The following is a 16,368-nucleotide window of genomic DNA, read 5'->3' as shown; positions in this document are numbered from 1 at the left end:
TGCTACCCGGCGCCCCAGGGCGGCGGCGGTGCGTCGACGGGTTCGGTGAGATCAAACTCGGCCTCGAAATGCCGACCCGGTCGGTCGAGTGCATAGGTGAAGGTCGTGTCGGTCACTGTGATCGACCAGACATTCTGCATCGACACAGCAATGCCCTCGCGATCAAACAGGACCCGGGTAAATTGATCCGCCGGGAACTCGGCATGGCTTTCGGTCGGCGTGGCGACGGTCGTGCCACCATATTGCGAGAGGACATCCTCGATGCCGTCCTCGTGCCGGTGCTCATGCTTGAATTCAAGCCCCCCGGCGACCCGGCTCAAAACGAATGTGCGGGATCGATTGTCGCCAACATGCATCGGCATGCGCAACTGTCCGGGCGTACACTCACGAACGTGCAGGGTCAGGATCTCGGAGGCCCAATCTGCATCCCGCGGATCGTCACTCACCACGCGCCCCTCGAAAGCCTGCCCGCACAGATCAGACAGGGTCGAGAAGAGTGCGTCACCCGCAGGCGGGGACGATGGCGAGCAAGCCGCCAAGACCAGCGGAAGCGTCAAAAAACTGATTACTCGCATGAATTCCCCCTCTATTCGGCAATAGCTTGCCCGATCACTTCCGATATGGAAACGATGAGTTTCACCGGCCTGCATAGCAAGCCTGACGAAAATCCCTATCTTGTGGTCTGCCTCGCGCCCACTCGGGCTTATCGGACAGGAACACGCCATGTCTGCCACTGCTACGCTCACCCGGACCCGCCGGATCACCAAGGTGTCACGCGGCCTGCCGACATCCGACGGCGCCGGCGTCAAATTGACCCGCATGCTCGGTCATCGCGGCCTGATGGACCTCGACCCCTTTCTCATGCTCGACCAGATCCGCTCGGACGACAGCGCCGACTACATGGCCGGCTTTCCCAATCACCCGCATCGCGGATTTGAAACCGTGACCATCATGCTCGATGGCAAGATGCGCCATGGCGACAACAAGGGGCATGCCGGCGTGATTGAGGGCGGCGGCGTCCAATGGATGACGGCCGGTCGCGGCATCGTGCATTCGGAACAACCCATACAGGACGATGGCCGGCTGTGGGGCTTCCAGCTCTGGGTCAACCTGCCCGGCAAGCTGAAGATGACCGATCCCGGCTATCAGGAGTTCGACAAGTCGGAAATCCCGGTCGAAACCCGCGACGGGGCGAGCCTGCGTGTCCTCGCCGGCACCAGCTCGACCGGCGTCACGGGCCCCGCCAGGTCAGTCGCCATCCAGCCGACCCTGCTCGACATCGTGCTCGAACCCGGCGCCACGCTGGATGAGTCGATCGATCCCGGCCACACCGCCTTCATCGCGGTCTACAAGGGTTCGGTCTCGTCCGGCGAAGGCCGTGTCGATGATCCCGATCTCGGCGTGCTGGAAGATGGTGACCGGATCGAACTCAAGGCCGGACCCGAAGGCGCCAGCCTGCTGCTGGTCGCCGGCAAGCCGATCAACGAGCCGGTCGCCCGCTATGGCCCCTTCGTGATGAATACCGAAGCCGAACTGCACCAGGCCGTGCGTGACTTCCAGGCCGGGAAGTTCTGACAACGACGAGACCTGGTACGAAAAGGGCGCCCGGAGAGATCCAGGCGCCCTTTTTGTTACACAATACCGACGGCTTAAGCCGCGTCGCGGTCCTTCGACTTCTCGACCTTCTTCACCTTCTGGACCGCGCGCTGGCGTTTCAGTCGGGACAAATAGTCGATGAAGAGCACGCCTTCGAGATGGTCCATCTCGTGCTGGATACAGACGGCGAACATGCCTTCGGCAATTTCGTCCTGCGGATTACCATCATAATCGAGATAGCGGATGCGGATCCGGTCCGGGCGCTCGACCTCGTCATAGACGGTCGGCACGGACAGGCAGCCCTCTTCATAGGGTTTCAGCGTGTCAGACGGGTCGGACAAGACCGGATTGACGAAATAACGCGGCTGCGCTTCCTCGTCCGGACCGGCCAGATCCATGACGATGACCCGCTTGGCAACGCCAACCTGGATCGCCGCCAGACCGATGCCATCAGCGGCATACATGGTCTGCAACATGTCATCCATCAGCTGGCGGAGGTCATCATCAACCTGATCAACAGGTTGCGACACCTCTTTGAGGACAGGATCGGGAACGGTGCGGATTTCAAGAACAGCCATGGCCCCTAGATAGTCGCCCCGGCTTAAAGGATCAAGAATCGACCGCTTCCGGAGCTGTCAGGGCAGGCTTGGAGGCTGGATCGGCCTCGGCGCTTGGGGCACCCTCATACGCGCCGGCCGCGTCCAGATACTCGGCCGGAAGGGACTTGCGGGCATTGGCACCGAGCGTTTTGAGCATTTCGGTTTGGCGCACGAGATTGCCGCGTCCCTCGACCAGCTTGCCCTTGGCCGCCGCCCAGGCATCCTTGGCGCCGTCGATGCGCTTGCCGACGGTTTCCAGGTCTCCGACGAAACCCTCGAACTTGTCGTAAAGCGCGCCGGCGCGATCGGCGATATCGATGGCGTGGCGGTTCTGGCGGTCAATCGTCCACAGATTGCCGACCGTGCGCATGGCCATCATCAGCGTCGTCGGCGTCGCGATCATGACATTGCGCTCCCAGGCAAAGCTCGACAATTCGGGGTCATTCTGCAGCGCCAGCGAGGCCGCGCCTTCGAGCGGAATGAACATCAGTGTGAAATTCACGCCTTCATAGAGCTTGGCATAGTCCTTCTCGCCCAGCGCCTTGATATGGGCCCGCACCGAGGCGATGTGCTGTTTCAACGCCGCCGCCCGGGCCTCGTCATCCTCGGCATTCACACAGCGTTCGAAGGCCGTCAGCGACACTTTGGAGTCAATCACCAGGCGATGACTGCCCGGCATGTCGACGATCACATCGGGACGAAGCAGTGCGCCGTCGGCATTGCGTTCGGTGGACTGGGTGTGGAAGTGCTCGTTTTCCAGCAGCCCGGCTCGCTCGAGAATGCTGGCCAGGATCATCTCGCCCCAATCACCCTGAACCTTGGACGAGGATCGCAGCGCATTGGCGAGCTTCTGGGCGTCCTCAGACATGCGCGAAGCGTCCTTGCGCACGGTCTCCATCAATTGCTTGATCTCGCCGGCATGGCCATGGCGTTCCTTGGCGTCAGTTTCGACCTTGGTGCGAAATTCGCTCAATTGTTCCCGCAAGGGCTTGAGCAGGGTCTGGAGATTGTCGGTGCTCTGCTTGTTCAACTCCTCGCCCGAGGCTTTCAGGATCTCGCCGGCGGTCAGCTTGAACTGCTCGGACAGCCGCTCGCGGGCCTTCTCAAGCTCGGCCAGCTTCTCACCATGATGGCGCTGGGTCGCCTCATGCTCGGTCTTAAGCGCTTCATGGCGGGCATTGAGCGCATTGCGCTCGGTCGTGACCGTTTCCAGCTGTATCCGCAGCCGGTCACGCTCCTCGCTGACACCGTCGAGCCGCGCCAGTGCCTCACGCGCCTTGGCGAGATCACTCGCGGTGGTCTCCTGGCGCTGGCGCCAGTCATCGCGCTCGGCCCGCAGCCGGTCGGCCTCGCCGGTGTCGATCCCGGCGGTGTCCGGCTTGCGCGACAGGATCAACCCGGCCAGCACGATGAGGAGAAGGGCGATCCCGGCCAGAACCAGCCAAGTATCGGTGGATATCTCGTTGAGGGTCACGGTTTCAGCACCTTCTGATTGGCGGCCATTCTGGATGAGTCGGCCCGGAGCGGCCAGCCGCCCGCCTTGCTCATCTCACCCTGCCACGCAGACCCGACAAAACCTGTCACCTGCCACTTGAAGCGGCGACCTCGCAAACCGGCCCGTCCCTTGCTTGGACAAGGGTGAACGTCTTGGGAGGGACAAGGTGCGCACACAAATCGTGTCAATCGAGGACATTTCCGCAGGCCAGGCCGACCAGTGGAACCGTTGGGCGTGCCCGGATGGCAAGCTCATCAGCCCCTATCTGCGTTTCGAATTTGCACAAACTGTCGCCCGCGCCCGCCCGGACTCCCGTGTTGCCATCATTGAGGATGGCGGCGAAACCGTTGGCTATTTCCCGCATCACACCGCACATGGCGGCATTGTCCGACCGATCGGTGCTCCGATGAGCGACTATCAGGGTGTCATCGCCAAAGACCCGTCACGCATCGCACCGGAACGCCTGGCCAGGGCGGCGGGCGGCTCGGCATTGGTCTTCGACAATTGGCACGGCCCCCTGCGCGCGACCGGCGAAACCCGGCGCCAGCGCTGTGGCAGCCATGTCGCCGATATCGGCGCAGACGGTGCCGCCTTCCTGGAAGAGCGCCGCTCGGCGCACAAGGATCACTTCAAGAAAACCGCCCGCCGCCTGCGCGCCGCCACCCGTGATTTCGGCGAGGTCCGTGTCACGCTCGGCGATCCGGACGGTCGCGCCTTTGCGGCGCTGAGCGAGTGGAAACAAGCCCAGTACCGCGACACTGGCAAGCTCAACGTGTTCGGGATCGACTGGGTGCAATCAGTGCTGGACGAGTTGCGCCAGCGCGAAGGCGCGGAGTTTTCAGGCCTGACCGCGGCATTGTGGTTCGGTGATCGACTGGCAGCCGTCGAGTTCGGCCTGGTCGGTGGCGATATCTACCATTCCTGGTTCCCGGCCTATGACCCGGAATTGTCCCGCTACTCGCCCGGCCTGCTCCTGTTGCACGGCCTGTTCGAACAAGCCCCGGCCCGTGGCCTGACCCGGATCGACCTGGGTCGCGGCGGCGATCACTACAAGAAATATTATGCCAGCCATTCAGTACCGCTGGCCGATGGCCGCGTTCTCGCACCCGGCATTGCCGCCGTCGGCATCCGTACCTGGGAATTGGCCGAGCTGGCCGTGGCCCGCATGCCGGGCAAGGTCGGGGAATTGCCGGGCCGACTGCGCCGCCGCTGGTCGCAGGTCAGTGCCTTCCAGCCGCGTCTGGGATCACGCCTGGCCAGCTTCGCGGGTTCAATCGCGCTTTAACGCTGCTCCGGAAAACCCCGGATCGTGATGCAAACACCGCTGCCCCGGCGGCAAGCTTGCGCTAGTCTTGGTGCGGCGATGCCGTGTCGGGAGTTGATGAATGCGTATCATTGCAAGCCTTGCCGCCCTCTGCGCCGCGACGATGTCTGCGGGATGGGCACAAACCGGGATCCACGAGACCGAGCAGGCGGACTTCCGCGTCGAGACGGTGGCCGAGGGGCTGGAATTCCCCTGGTCGATCGCCTTTCTCCCGGACGGCGACATGCTGGTGTCCGAACGCGAGGGCCGGCTGCGACTGATCGATGACGGCGTGTTGCGCGATGCGCCGATCACGGGTCTGCCTGACATGCTCGTTTCCAGGCAAGGCGGCCTGCTGGGCCTCGCCCTGCACCCGGAATTCGACAGTAATCGCCTCGTCTATTTCGCCTTCTCGGAGGGCCGGATCAACGCCAACCACACGGCCCTCGCCCGCGGCCGGTTGAGCGATGACGCCACGGCGCTGGAGACTGTCGAGACGCTGTTCCGGGTCAATTTCGACAAGGCGCGCGGCCTGCATTTCGGCGGTCGCATCCAGTTCATCGCCGACGGCACGCTTCTCCTCACTCTCGGCGAAGGCGGGCTGCATCCCAATGAAGCGCAGAACCTGGCCAATCATCTCGGCAGTGTGGTCCGGCTCAATGATGATGGGACCGTGCCGTTCGACAATCCCTTCGTCAGCGTGCGCGGCGCCGGGCCAGAGATTTACACCTATGGCCACCGCAATGTGCAAGGCATCGCCATCAACCCGCAGACCGGCTCGGTCTGGACCCATGAACACGGCGCCCGTGGCGGTGACGAGATCAACATCATCGAGGCTGGCAATAATTACGGCTGGCCGCGCATCACCTGGGGCATCGACTATGACGGCACGCCGATCTCCGATGCGACGCATGGCGATGGTCTGGAGCAACCGATCTGGTTCTGGGATCCGTCCATCGCCCCGTCGGGCATGGCGTTCTACGAGGGCGAAGGGTTCGAGCGCTGGCAGGGCGATGTGTTCATCGGCGCCCTGGCGGGTTCCCGGCTGGTGCGGATGGAAGTTGATGGTGACCGGGTGATTTCGAGCGAGGACCTGCTGGTTGATCGCGGCGATCGCATCCGCGATGTCGCATCCGGGCCGGACGGACATCTCTATATTCTCACGGACTCCGACGAGGGTGCCGTCTTGCGGCTGGTGCCGGTCATTCCGTGAGCCACTAGCCGGTCAAGTCGGTCAGTCGCCGGCCTTGGGCAATATTGCGCAACAAATAGACCAGCGGCGTGTCGATCACGGCGACGAGCAGTTTCACGATCACCTGACCCAGTATCAGGCTGCCGATCACCGACCAGGTCTGCACCCCCGCAAAGGCGACCGAGATGAAGATCGCGCTGTTGAAGGTCTGCGACACCATGGTCGAGATGTTGTTGCGCAGCCAAAGCCGGTTCTTGCCGGCATCCTTCTCGCGGAGATGGTGGAAGATCATCACATCAGCCAGGGCGCTGATGCCGAAGGCGACCATGCCAGCGAAATTGGTCCGGTTGCCCGAAGATAGCACGTCCACAAACGCGGCCTGCTGCGCATCGGTCCAGCTGCCGCCCGTCGTGATGAAGGGAAAGACGGCCTCGGCGTGCATGGCGTAAAGCAGCAGGATGAGAATGAGAAAACGCATCAGCACGCCGGAAATCACGACACACAGGGCATAACCGCGGCCCCAGACTTCCGAGATCACATCGGTGGCAAGATAGGTCAGGCCGAAAGCCAGTGTACCGGCCGGTACCAGCACCGTAAGCGGTCCCAAATGAAAGGCCTGGATCTTGACGGCGGTGATCGCGGCGAGCACCAGCGACACCATGAACAGGCCAGTGCAGAAAAACAGGATGAAGGTCCGCGGCGTGATCCGAGCCGGATCCATCGCGTCACGCGTCTCTGGGTTAGCCTGATCCACGCTTGTCTCCCCGATGCCGGTTCTGAGAATAGACGGAAATTCGGCGTTGGATAGGAGAATTCAAACGCTTGACCGGCTGCGGAAGGCGGCGGCCAGCGTTCCATCGTCGAGATAGTCAAGCTCACCACCAACCGGCACACCCCGGGCGAGCGAGGTGATCGACACACCGCAATCGGCCATCCGGTCGGCCAGATAGTGCGCCGTCGTCTGACCGTCGACAGTGGCATTCAGTGCCAGCACAATTTCGCTGACCTCATCGCGGGCGGCGCGCTCAACCAGCTTGGCAATATTGAGATCTTCCGGCCGCACCCCGTCCAGGGCCGAAAGGACACCACCCAGTACATGATAGCGCCCCTTGAAGGCGCCGGCGCGCTCCAGGGCCCACAAATCGCCGACGGTCTCGACCACACAGATCGCGGCATCCAGACGGTTCGGTGCGGCGCAGACCGTGCACGGATCGGCAACATCGAGATTGCCGCATTCCTGACAGGCGCGGATCTTGTCGGCAGCATCGGCCAGCGCATCGGCGAGCGGCCGCATCAACGCGTCTTTCTTGCCCAGCAGATGCAGAGCGGCCCGCCGCGCCGAGCGCGGCCCCAGGCCGGGCAGTTTGGCGAGCAGCGAGATTAGGCGTTCAATCTCGGGTCCGGCGGAAGCGGTTTTCATTCTGGCTGCGACCTAGAAGGGCATCTGCATGCCGGGCGGCAATTGCAGGCCGCCGGCCGCTTCCTTCATGATCTCCTGCTGGGCGGCTTCGCCCTTGCGGCGGGCGTCGGCATGCGCCGCCTTGACGAGATCCTCGAGGATTTCCGGCTCGGACGGGTCGATCACACCCGGATCGACCTTCACCGATACCATGTCGCCCTTGGCCGTCAGCGTGACACGGACCATGCCGGCACCGGCTTCGCCAGTGACTTCGGTCTCGTCGAGCCGGGCCTGGGCCTCGGTCATCTTCTCCTGCATGGCCTGTGCCTGTTTCATCAGGCCCATCAGGTCCTTCATGCGCGTTTCTCCGTCGTTTCGTCTTTGTCACGGGTTTGCGCCGGCGCGGGATCGCGCACGGCAATGATCTCGGCCCCCGGGAACAGGCGCAGCGCCTCGGTTACCGCAGGGTCACGACGCGCCTCTTCCAGCCGCTCGGCCTTCTCGCGCTCGCGCCGCTCGGCCCAGGTCTCGCCGCCCGTCAGGCCGGCATCAGCCAGGATCATCCAGCGTTCGCCGGTCCATTCCAGAAGCCGCCGCGACAGGCGCTGGGCCAGATCGCGCGGCGCATCCTCAAGCGGTTGGAAGCTGAAGGAGCCGGGCTTGAAGGCCGCCGGGCGGACATAGCGTTCCATGTCCGACTGCAGGCCGATATCGCGCTTGTCGCGCAACATCTCCATCAGCGCTTCCCAGGTCTGGGGACCGGAGATTGCCACCTCTTCCTGTTCGACAGCGCTGGCCTGTTCCGGTTCCTGCAAAGCACGATGGACGGCTTCCGGGGCGTCGTGCCCGGCGGTGGCAGTCGGTGCCGGCGCAGCGGCCGGATCAGGCTTTCCCGGCGCCTCCGGTGGCGCATTCGTCCGCGGCATTCCGGCGAGGATGCGGGCGGCCTCCTCGGGCGGTGGCAGGCTGGCGGCTGACGCCAAGCGCAAGACTGTCATCTCGGCGGCCGCCAAGGCATCCGGCGCGGCCCGGACATCATCGAGGCCGGTCAGCAGGATTTTCCACATCCGGGTCAATTGCCCCAGCGACTGGCTCTCCGCCAGCGTCACCAGACGCGCCACCGTGTCGGCAGCTTCGCCGAGATCGGCCTTGGGACCGGCGGCCTTCACCCGCGCCGTGGCGTGGACATAGTCCAGCAGGTCGCGCGTGATCACCACCGGGTCTCCGCCTGCATCATGCAGCGAGGCCAGTTCGGCCAGGGCATCGGCGGTCTTGCCGGTCAAAGTCTGTTCGAGAAGATCGAGCACGCGGGCCCGGTCGGCCAGGCCCAGCATGTCACGGACTTGCGGCGCACTGACCGGCCCGTCGGCATCGCTGCCCTGGACAATCGCCTGGTCGAGCAGCGACAACGCATCGCGAACCGAGCCTTCGGCCGCGCGCGAAATCAGCGACAGGCCGTCCCGCTCGACCGACGCGCCTTCAAGGCCGCAGATACGGTCGAGATGATCGGTCAGAACCTCGCGGTCGATCCGCTTGAGGTCGAACCGCTGGCAACGTGACAATACGGTCACCGGGACTTTGCGGATTTCGGTCGTCGCGAAGATGAATTTGGCGTGCTCGGGCGGCTCCTCCAGCGTCTTCAACAGGGCGTTGAAGGCGGAGGTCGAAAGCATGTGGACTTCATCGATGATGTAGACCTTGTAGCGGGCCGACACCGGGGCGTAGCGCACGCCTTCCAGGATTTCGCGGATATCGCCGACGCCGGTGCGAGAGGCGGCATCCATCTCCATCACATCAACATGGGCCGAGCGGGCGATGGCATCACAATGGCGGCCTGTCTCTACCAGGGCCATGGACGGCGCATCGATCTCGTCGGTCTGGAAATTCAGGGCCCGCGCGATCAGGCGGGCTGTCGTCGTCTTGCCGACCCCGCGGACCCCGGTGAGCATGTAGGCATGGGCGATGCGGCCGGCGGCGAAGGCATTGGTCAGGGTCCGCACCATGGCGTCCTGGCCGATCAGGTCTTCGAATGTGTTCGGTCGGTATTTGCGCGCCAGCACCTGATAGCCCGGCGTCGGACCGGTGGCCGGCAGATCGAGCCCGGGCATCAACGCTTCGGTCGCTCCGGTGTCTTCGGCTGGGAGCGGCGTGTCGTCCATGACGTCCTGTCGGCTGGTGCGAGTGGAGTGCGGGTCGGGCGCGGCAACCCCCACGACGACCCCACCGGTCGCCGGGATCGAGCCTAGAGCAAGATTCGCGATCCGCGAAGGGCGATGCGGGGTTTGAAGTGGAAGACCGGACAGCGACCCGAGCGAAAACTCGTTACGGCTGCTTCCTTCCGGACCTGACCGGGTTGGCGAGGCGCTCGTCCACCGCCGATCTTCCGCCCCCTATATCGCGTGCCTGAGGCGGCTGTGCAAGGCGTGGTCTCATTGTGTCTGCAGGACATCCCCCTCACCACGAAGCGCGGCGGCCTCCAGGAAACGGGCATGATCATCGAGCGCTTCGATCAGGGCGAGACTGCCGCCGGACGAGAGCAGCACATCGCGCCAATAGCCGGTCACCCGCGCCTGGGTTTCCAGCCAGTCACGCACGGCGCGTTGGGCGTGGTCCGCCACAGCGCGCGGGCGGTCATCGGGAAAATCACAGGCCATGTCGGCACCTCCTGCACACACAGTAATTGCGACTCATTCTCATAATCAAGTCGAAAGATGACAGCCGCCGCGCCGCGCCGCAGTTGGCCAGCACCCGGCAATGCCCGGAACGGACCGTGTTGAAGGCCGGGTCAAACATATCTATGGCTGCACACAGATTGCTGTCCACGATCCGGATGGTTGCCGCATCATGTTCGGATACTGCCCATGAATGATCGCACAATCCTGGCCGGCCGCGACCCGCTGGTCTTTGCCGGCTCTCCGCTCGACCGCGGCGACCAGCTACGCCGCGACGAGGCCGGCATGGCCGCACTGCTCGGCGGTGATGATGGCTGGTGGCTGGGCCTCATCGAGGGCGATCCGGTCCTGCAGGGCCAGGGCGGATTATTCTGGTTCCGCCGTAGCGAAATTGCGTCACTGGCTGATATGACGACGGGCCTGTTTCTCGGCCACTACAAGGGCTCGCCCTGTTTCGCCGCTGCGATCACGATGGCTGACCAGCTGCCCCTGGATGCCGAGATCGCGCCGGCCCGCCAAGCCGCCATGGCCCTAAGCCATGACGAGGCAGCCATCTACGCCCAGGCCAAGGCCCTGCTCGCCTGGCACGCCCGACACGGCTTCTGCGCTGCGTGCGGAGGCGCCACCACGGCAAAGTCCGGCGGCGGACGGCGGCAGTGTGACGCCTGCGGGAGCGAACACTTCCCGCGCGTAGATCCGGTGGTGATCATGCTGGCGGTCGATGGCGAGCGCTGTCTTCTGGGGCGCCAGGCCTCGTGGCCGGAGGGCATCTGGTCGGCCCTCGCCGGTTTCGTCGAACCGGCGGAAACACTGGAGGAGGCCTGCGCCCGCGAGCTTGAGGAAGAGGCCGGGATCAAGGTCGACATCGCCGGCGTCCGCTATGTCATGGGTCAGCCCTGGCCCTTCGCCTCGTCCTTGATGATCGGCCTTGTCGCCCCGGTGACCGATGCCAATGTGACAATCGACCCGCACGAGCTGGAGCAGGCACGCTGGTTCAGCCGCGACGAGGTGCGCACCATGCTGGCCGGCACCCACGCCGACGCCGCCATGCCACCCTCGATCGCCATCGCCCGCCGCCTTGCGGAATTGTGGGCCGACGGCGACATCTGAACCCCGTCGTCAAAACGGTGCGGGGCCGCGCCCGAAAGCACGGCCCCGGTCCGGTCAGCCGCCGAAGCGGTGAACATAGGCCAAGCTGTAGGCATCGCCATTGCCAAAGCCGTCATAGTCAGTCCGTGTGTAGTCAAACCGCAATGACCCGGCCTGTGTCAGCGCCAGTTCGGCGCCGGCGCCCCAGGCGAAGCTGTTGGCATCCATGCCGCCCGTATAGCTGAAATTGGTCGAAAACTCGTTGTGCACATAGCCACCGCGCGCAAAGAGGCTGAAGCGTTCGCCCACCGGCAGGCGACCGATCGCGAACAGGCCGACACCATAATCCAGTCCGACGGAAGGATCAGCGACAAGGCACGCCGCGCCGGCCGGACAAGTCGCGACCGTGTCATCACCCAGGCCGATATCGAGCTGGCCTTCGAAACCGAAATAGGCGTTGACGTCATAGCCGGCCCGGAAGGTCACAGCATCGAGTTTGAAATCGTCCAGCTGGATCTGGCTGTAACCGCCGGACAGGGTGAACGCGTCGTCCTGGGCGCTGGCCGTGCCGACCATCGCCAAAACGGCCAACACACTCACCGAAATTGTACGCAACATAGTGATATTCCTCGCAAATGTCCCTCGACTTCGGAATAGGCGACGCTGCCTGAGCGCGCGCTGAATGACGGGTTCATCAAGGTTACATCGCGCCAATATTGTGACATTGCGGCAATGAAAAAGGCCGCGGCGCTGCAGCACCGCGGCCTTTCAATGCCCGAAGGCAGACGGCTTAGCCGCCGATGCGACGAACGTAGGAGATGCCGTAGAAATCGGCTTCGCCACCATCATCATAATCATAGCGGGTGTAGTCAGCGCGGACGCCGTTGCGGCCGTCGAAGAAGTATTCGCCACCCACGCCATAGGCCCAGGCCTGGTCGTCGGCATTGAAGTTCAGGCCGGCGGCCGAGGCTTCGGCTTCCGTCGTGGTGTAACCGGCACGCAGGAAGACCGAGCCATTCTCGTTGGAGAAGGGACGGACCACGCCGAACACGCCAGCGACATAGTCGAGGCTGACATCGCCGGTGACGGCACCAACGGTGACGCTTTCATCGCCGAGGCCGATATTCAGTTGGCCTTCGACACCCAGATAGCGGGTGAAGTCATAGCTGCCGCGCACGACAACCGTATCGAAATCAACACCGTCGAAGTCAGCGGCTTCATAGCCGCCGCCGACGCGGATCTGACCGTCCTGTGCCAAGGCACCGGCGGTGAGGGCAAGAACGGAGAGGGAGGAGACAAGCACTGTGCGGATCATTTTGGATCAACCTTGATTAGTATTTTCTAGCTGTACGCCATTGGCGCCCCCCAGCCAGACGTTATCTGGTGAGCAATCGAGTCCGGATCAAGGCGGATGCGTGGCGAACTGCAGGCCGACATGCAGACTGCGCAAAGTGTTGCATCCGGCGCACACCAGGCGTGTCGTGATCACGCTGTGCGGCGCGATACCGCATGCAGATGAGCGCGTTGCGGTGTTGCCTGAGGGCGCGGCGCGTGCCAAACACGGTTCGATTTTCAACCTGAATGAATTTGGGGGCGTCCATGGGCGAACTCTTCTGGAACAAGGTTGCCGGCGTCGTGCTGGCAACAGTACTGGGGGTCCTGGCCATTACCGAGCTGGGTCACCTTCTGGTTCCGTCGCATGCCGCGCACGAACTGACCGCTGAGAATACCGCCTATCCGGTGGACTGGGCTGCCATCGGCTCCGGCCCCAGCACGGAAGTGGTCGAAGAAGGCCCGACCGATTACGGCCTCGTCCTCGCGGCTGCCGATATCGGTGCCGGCGAGCGCGCTGCCCGTCGCTGTGCTGCCTGCCACACCTTCAATGAAGGCGGCGGCAATGGCGTCGGCCCCAATCTCTGGGGCATTGTCGGTGCCGACATCGCAGGGCATGACGGCTTCAGCTATTCCGGCGCGCTCGAGAGCCTGGACGGCACCTGGACTTATGAAGCGCTCGACGCCTTCATCGAGAACCCGTCGGCCTATGCTTCGGGCACGGCGATGTCCTTCCGCGGCCTGGGCAATGATGACACCCGCCTCGAGTTGATCGCCTATCTGCGCTCACTGTCGAACAATCCGATGCCGCTGCCGGCGCCGCTGGCCGACACAGCGCCTGCCGAAGCCGTCGATGACGCCATGGCAACCGCGACGGATGCGGCCGAGGACATGGTCGATGACGTTGCACAAACCGTTGACGCGACGGAAGAGCCGCAAACGACCGAAGACGGTCAGAACTAGGCTTGGCCGCATCGCCAATTGATCAAACCCCGGGCGGATCGTCCGGGGTTTTTTCTTGCTTGAAATTGACGCTGGATCAGGCCGGACGGTAGATCGCCCGCACCGGATTTTCGGCCGCGCGAATGCGCGCCTCGGCCTCAAGGAAGGGCTCCAGCGTTACATCCATGCTCGACGCGTTGGCGTGCAGCAGGTGTTCGCTGTCAGTCATGATGCCGACATGACCGGGCCAGAACACCACATCGCCGCGCTGCCGCTCCGGCTCTCCGGTCACGTCCCGCCATAGCGCCTTGAGCACAGCCTCCTGCTGGTCGGTATCGCGCGGCATATCCTGACCGGCCGCCTGCAGCGCCATCTGCACCAGGCCGGAGCAATCCAGACCCAGGCTCTCCTTGCCGCCCCACAGATAGGGCGCCCCGAGAAAGGCCTCGGCGACGGCAACAAAGTCGGACGCGGTCTCATCCAATGGCGCGCTATGGGCGGCGATCACCCAACCGAGGCCGACCGCCTCGACAAAACGCCCCTCACGACGCCCCGCTGCAAAACACGCATTGAGACTGAGCAGATGGTTTGGTGCCGTCTTGATGCTGGGTTCGGAGAAGGCATAGCTCCGCAGGACGGACACTTTGTGATCAACCGGATGAATCGTCGCGGACAGGCCCGCCATGTCCACCCAGCCGACATAACCATCAGCCCGCGACTGTCCCCAGGCCCATCCATCGCGGGCTTCAAGCACTGCAAAGACCTCACCTGCCAGGAGCTGGTCGTCCATGGCGGCAGCATGTTCCGGTGCCTGGCGGATCGGCGCAGCGGGGATGATGACTTGATGATCGACGGGATCGACAAAGCGCTCCGCATCGACACGCCCCTTCAGTTCAGAGGATGCGAGGTCGGCGCGGGCGGCGGTGACACGGGGATCCAGCTGGGACATTGACGGGTTTCCTCGGCACGATGGGCAACGGCTTCGCCGTAATCGTACAGGAAAACCGCTCCCTTTACAGTGCGATGCACCGACACGTCGCGCTTGTCGGCGCGGTCGCGCTTGCGCCGGACAAAGCCCTGGCGTTCCAGCACGTCGAGCGCCCGCGTCACGGCGGGCTTGGGCAGGTCGAGCTGGCGCGCAAGGTCGCGGATCGCATGCGGGCCGGGTTTCATGAAGATCGCCAGGAGCAGCGCAAATTGACGCGCCGTCAAATCGGCCGCGGCGCCTCGCACCGCGTCCGCCGACACGCGTCGCATCATCTCAAGCGATGTCATCGCCTGTGACGGCATGGCCAACTCCAGAACTCGTCCGACCGGTTTGATCAGCCCTTATTCTGGAACCGCTCCTTGAGCATTTGGTAAACGGCGCGCGCTGCGTGCATGTCGCCGCCCTTGGGCCGGCCGGGGCGAGGCTTGGGGTTCCAGGCGAAAATGTCGAAATGCACCCAGCGCGCCGTGCCGACAAAGCGGCGCAGGAAGAGCGCGGCGGTGATCGAGCCGGCCATCGGCGTTGCGGCACTGTTGACCAGGTCCGAGATCTCGCCGTCCATTTCGCCCTCATACCCGTCCCACAAGGGCATGCGCCACAAGGGGTCGGCGACCGAGCCGGCGCTTTTCGCGAGATCCGCCGCAAGCGCGTCGTCATCGGTGTAGAACGGCGCCACTTCCGGGCCCAGCGCGACCCGGGCGGCGCCGGTCAGCGTCGCGAAATCAATCAGCAGGTCGACATTCTCCTCGGTGGCACGGGTCAGGGCGTCACCCAGCACCAGACGGCCCTCGGCGTCGGTATTGTCGATCTCGACCGTCAGCCCCTTGCGCGAGTCGATGATGTCCCCGGGCCTAAACGCCCCTGCCCCGACTGCATTCTCGACGGCCGGAACAAGCAGGTGCAGGCGAACCGGCAGATTGCGCGCCATCACGATACGGGCCAGCCCCATCGCGTTGGCCGCGCCGCCCATGTCCTTTTTCATCAGGCGCATGAATTGCGCTGCCTTGAGATCGAGACCGCCGGTATCAAAGGTCACGCCCTTGCCGACCAGCGCCAGGCGCGGATGGCTGTCATCGCCCCATTCCAGCTCAAGCAGACGCGGCGCTTCACCGGCAGCGCGACCGACGGCATGGATCATCGGATAATTCTGCGACAGGAGATCATCGCCGCGTGTCACCCGGACCGTCGCCCCGAACTGGTTTGCGAGCGCTCGGAAAGCCGCCTCCAGACCCTCCGGCCCCATCCGGTCGGCCGGCGTGTTGACGAGATCACGGGTCAGGTGCACCGCCTCGGCGACGGCCTTCGCCTCGTCGAGATCGGCCCCCTCCGGCGCCACCAGACATGCCGCCGCGCGCGGCGCCGGCTTGTAGGTCGTGAACATGTAGCTGCCCAGCGCCCAGGCCGTGGCGGCCAGCGTCGCGTCCCAGCCTGCGGGCAGGCTCTCCAGTTGCCAATTGCCTTCCGGCAGGGTGAGCGGCGCGGCGCCAAGCACAAACGCGTCCTTGCCCTTGCCGGTCCCGAACAAGGCCCCGGCCTCGGCCGCATCCGGCAGCAGTGCGATCTGACCCGGCTTGCCCTTGAAACCGGCTGCCAGGCTGCGGTGTTCCGGCGCCAGGGCTGCGATCGCCGCCTCGGCACCGGCCTCATCGACGAGGCGCAGAATCCGGGCATCCGAAGCGGTTGCGATGAGGGCGGTCATGGGTGTTCCTTTCATGGCTCCGGGCGGGAATCCTGTTGCCGGTCCGGAGTGAGCGGGCGGAT

The 16,368-nt window shown here is 64.2% G+C and carries 18 protein-coding genes and 1 other RNA gene; 5 read left to right on the top strand and 14 right to left on the bottom strand.

The window, feature by feature from the left end; translation table 11 throughout:
- Positions 1-2: 2 nt before the first annotated feature.
- The gene (locus C7435_RS01240; protein WP_121209719.1) at positions 3-575 is read right to left on the bottom strand and encodes a hypothetical protein; all 573 of its coding nucleotides are present in this window, start codon (positions 573-575) and stop codon (positions 3-5) included.
- A 148-nt stretch (positions 576-723) separates the two neighbouring features.
- Between C7435_RS01240 and C7435_RS01235 the strand changes: the two genes are divergently transcribed.
- Positions 724-1,575 (top strand): pirin family protein, encoded by an 852-nt coding sequence (locus tag C7435_RS01235; protein ID WP_121209718.1) that lies wholly within the window; start codon positions 724-726, stop codon positions 1,573-1,575.
- A 74-nt stretch (positions 1,576-1,649) separates the two neighbouring features.
- Here C7435_RS01235 and def read toward each other — a convergent pair whose 3' ends face one another.
- Positions 1,650-2,174, bottom strand: coding sequence for a peptide deformylase (gene def / locus C7435_RS01230; protein WP_121209717.1), 525 nt, complete (start codon positions 2,172-2,174; stop codon positions 1,650-1,652).
- Positions 2,175-2,205: 31 nt separating this feature from the next.
- Entirely contained in the window at positions 2,206-3,669 is a 1,464-nt protein-coding gene (gene rmuC, locus C7435_RS01225) for a DNA recombination protein RmuC (protein ID WP_170150301.1), read from the bottom strand.
- A 187-nt stretch (positions 3,670-3,856) separates the two neighbouring features.
- On the opposite strand from rmuC, the gene C7435_RS01220 reads away from it, so the two are divergent.
- Positions 3,857-4,975, top strand: a complete 1,119-nt coding sequence (locus C7435_RS01220; protein WP_121209715.1) for a GNAT family N-acetyltransferase — start codon at positions 3,857-3,859, stop codon at positions 4,973-4,975.
- A 100-nt stretch (positions 4,976-5,075) separates the two neighbouring features.
- Positions 5,076-6,206 carry a PQQ-dependent sugar dehydrogenase gene (locus C7435_RS01215; protein WP_075188709.1) on the top strand — a complete coding sequence of 377 codons (1,131 nt, stop codon included), beginning with the start codon at positions 5,076-5,078 and terminating at the stop codon, positions 6,204-6,206.
- Between the two features lie 4 nt (positions 6,207-6,210).
- On the opposite strand, the gene C7435_RS01210 is transcribed toward C7435_RS01215, so the two are convergent.
- From C7435_RS01210 to C7435_RS01185, 6 genes are all read right to left on the bottom strand, one after another.
- Positions 6,211-6,939: a queuosine precursor transporter gene (locus tag C7435_RS01210; RefSeq protein ID WP_147422596.1), complete on the bottom strand. Its 729-nt coding sequence runs from the start codon at positions 6,937-6,939 to the stop codon at positions 6,211-6,213.
- A gap of 60 nt (positions 6,940-6,999) precedes the next feature.
- A complete protein-coding gene (gene recR, locus C7435_RS01205) occupies positions 7,000-7,605 on the bottom strand; it encodes a recombination mediator RecR (RefSeq protein WP_075188707.1) in 606 nt (201 codons plus the stop codon).
- A 12-nt stretch (positions 7,606-7,617) separates the two neighbouring features.
- Positions 7,618-7,941: a YbaB/EbfC family nucleoid-associated protein gene (locus C7435_RS01200; RefSeq protein ID WP_075188706.1), complete on the bottom strand. Its 324-nt coding sequence runs from the start codon at positions 7,939-7,941 to the stop codon at positions 7,618-7,620.
- Complete coding sequence (locus C7435_RS01195; protein WP_121209713.1) at positions 7,938-9,743, bottom strand: DNA polymerase III subunit gamma/tau; 1,806 nt, start codon at positions 9,741-9,743, stop codon at positions 7,938-7,940. Before C7435_RS01195 ends, C7435_RS01200 begins: the two co-directional genes overlap by 4 nt.
- A 127-nt stretch (positions 9,744-9,870) precedes the next feature.
- An RNA gene (gene ffs / locus C7435_RS01190) (signal recognition particle sRNA small type) lies at positions 9,871-9,969 on the bottom strand.
- Positions 9,970-10,013: 44 nt separating this feature from the next.
- Positions 10,014-10,238, bottom strand: coding sequence for a hypothetical protein (locus tag C7435_RS01185; protein WP_121209712.1), 225 nt, complete (start codon positions 10,236-10,238; stop codon positions 10,014-10,016).
- 207 nt (positions 10,239-10,445) lie between these two features.
- Here C7435_RS01185 and nudC point away from each other — a divergent pair, with 207 nt between their 5' ends.
- Positions 10,446-11,366: an NAD(+) diphosphatase gene (nudC, locus tag C7435_RS01180; RefSeq protein WP_121209711.1), complete on the top strand. Its 921-nt coding sequence runs from the start codon at positions 10,446-10,448 to the stop codon at positions 11,364-11,366.
- A 54-nt stretch (positions 11,367-11,420) separates the two neighbouring features.
- Here nudC and C7435_RS01175 read toward each other — a convergent pair whose 3' ends face one another.
- Positions 11,421-11,963 carry an outer membrane beta-barrel protein gene (locus tag C7435_RS01175; protein ID WP_121209710.1) on the bottom strand — a complete coding sequence of 181 codons (543 nt, stop codon included), beginning with the start codon at positions 11,961-11,963 and terminating at the stop codon, positions 11,421-11,423.
- Between the two features lie 172 nt (positions 11,964-12,135).
- Positions 12,136-12,660: a porin family protein gene (locus C7435_RS01170; RefSeq protein ID WP_083634906.1), complete on the bottom strand. Its 525-nt coding sequence runs from the start codon at positions 12,658-12,660 to the stop codon at positions 12,136-12,138.
- Positions 12,661-12,944: 284 nt separating this feature from the next.
- Between C7435_RS01170 and C7435_RS01165 the strand changes: the two genes are divergently transcribed.
- Positions 12,945-13,640, top strand: a complete 696-nt coding sequence (locus C7435_RS01165) for a c-type cytochrome (RefSeq protein ID WP_170150300.1) — start codon at positions 12,945-12,947, stop codon at positions 13,638-13,640.
- Positions 13,641-13,716: 76 nt separating this feature from the next.
- On the opposite strand, the gene C7435_RS01160 is transcribed toward C7435_RS01165, so the two are convergent.
- From C7435_RS01160 to C7435_RS01150, 3 genes are read right to left on the bottom strand one after another with little or no spacing between them, the layout of a single operon-like run.
- A complete protein-coding gene (locus C7435_RS01160; RefSeq protein ID WP_121209708.1) occupies positions 13,717-14,568 on the bottom strand; it encodes a C40 family peptidase in 852 nt (283 codons plus the stop codon).
- The gene (locus C7435_RS01155) at positions 14,508-14,909 is read right to left on the bottom strand and encodes a MarR family winged helix-turn-helix transcriptional regulator (protein ID WP_121209990.1); all 402 of its coding nucleotides are present in this window, start codon (positions 14,907-14,909) and stop codon (positions 14,508-14,510) included. The genes C7435_RS01160 and C7435_RS01155 overlap by 61 nt, the downstream gene beginning before the upstream one ends.
- 32 nt (positions 14,910-14,941) lie before the next feature.
- On the bottom strand, positions 14,942-16,306 hold the full coding sequence (locus C7435_RS01150; protein WP_121209707.1) for a leucyl aminopeptidase family protein: 1,365 nt from the start codon (positions 16,304-16,306) through the stop codon (positions 14,942-14,944).
- Between the last annotated feature and the right edge of the window lie 62 nt (positions 16,307-16,368).

It is taken from the genome of Maricaulis maris, from assembly GCF_003634045.1.
Lineage (GTDB): Bacteria > Pseudomonadota > Alphaproteobacteria > Caulobacterales > Maricaulaceae > Maricaulis > Maricaulis maris.
The sequence above is the reverse complement of the archived record's forward strand: the minus strand, read 5'-3'. Positions and strand labels throughout refer to the sequence as shown.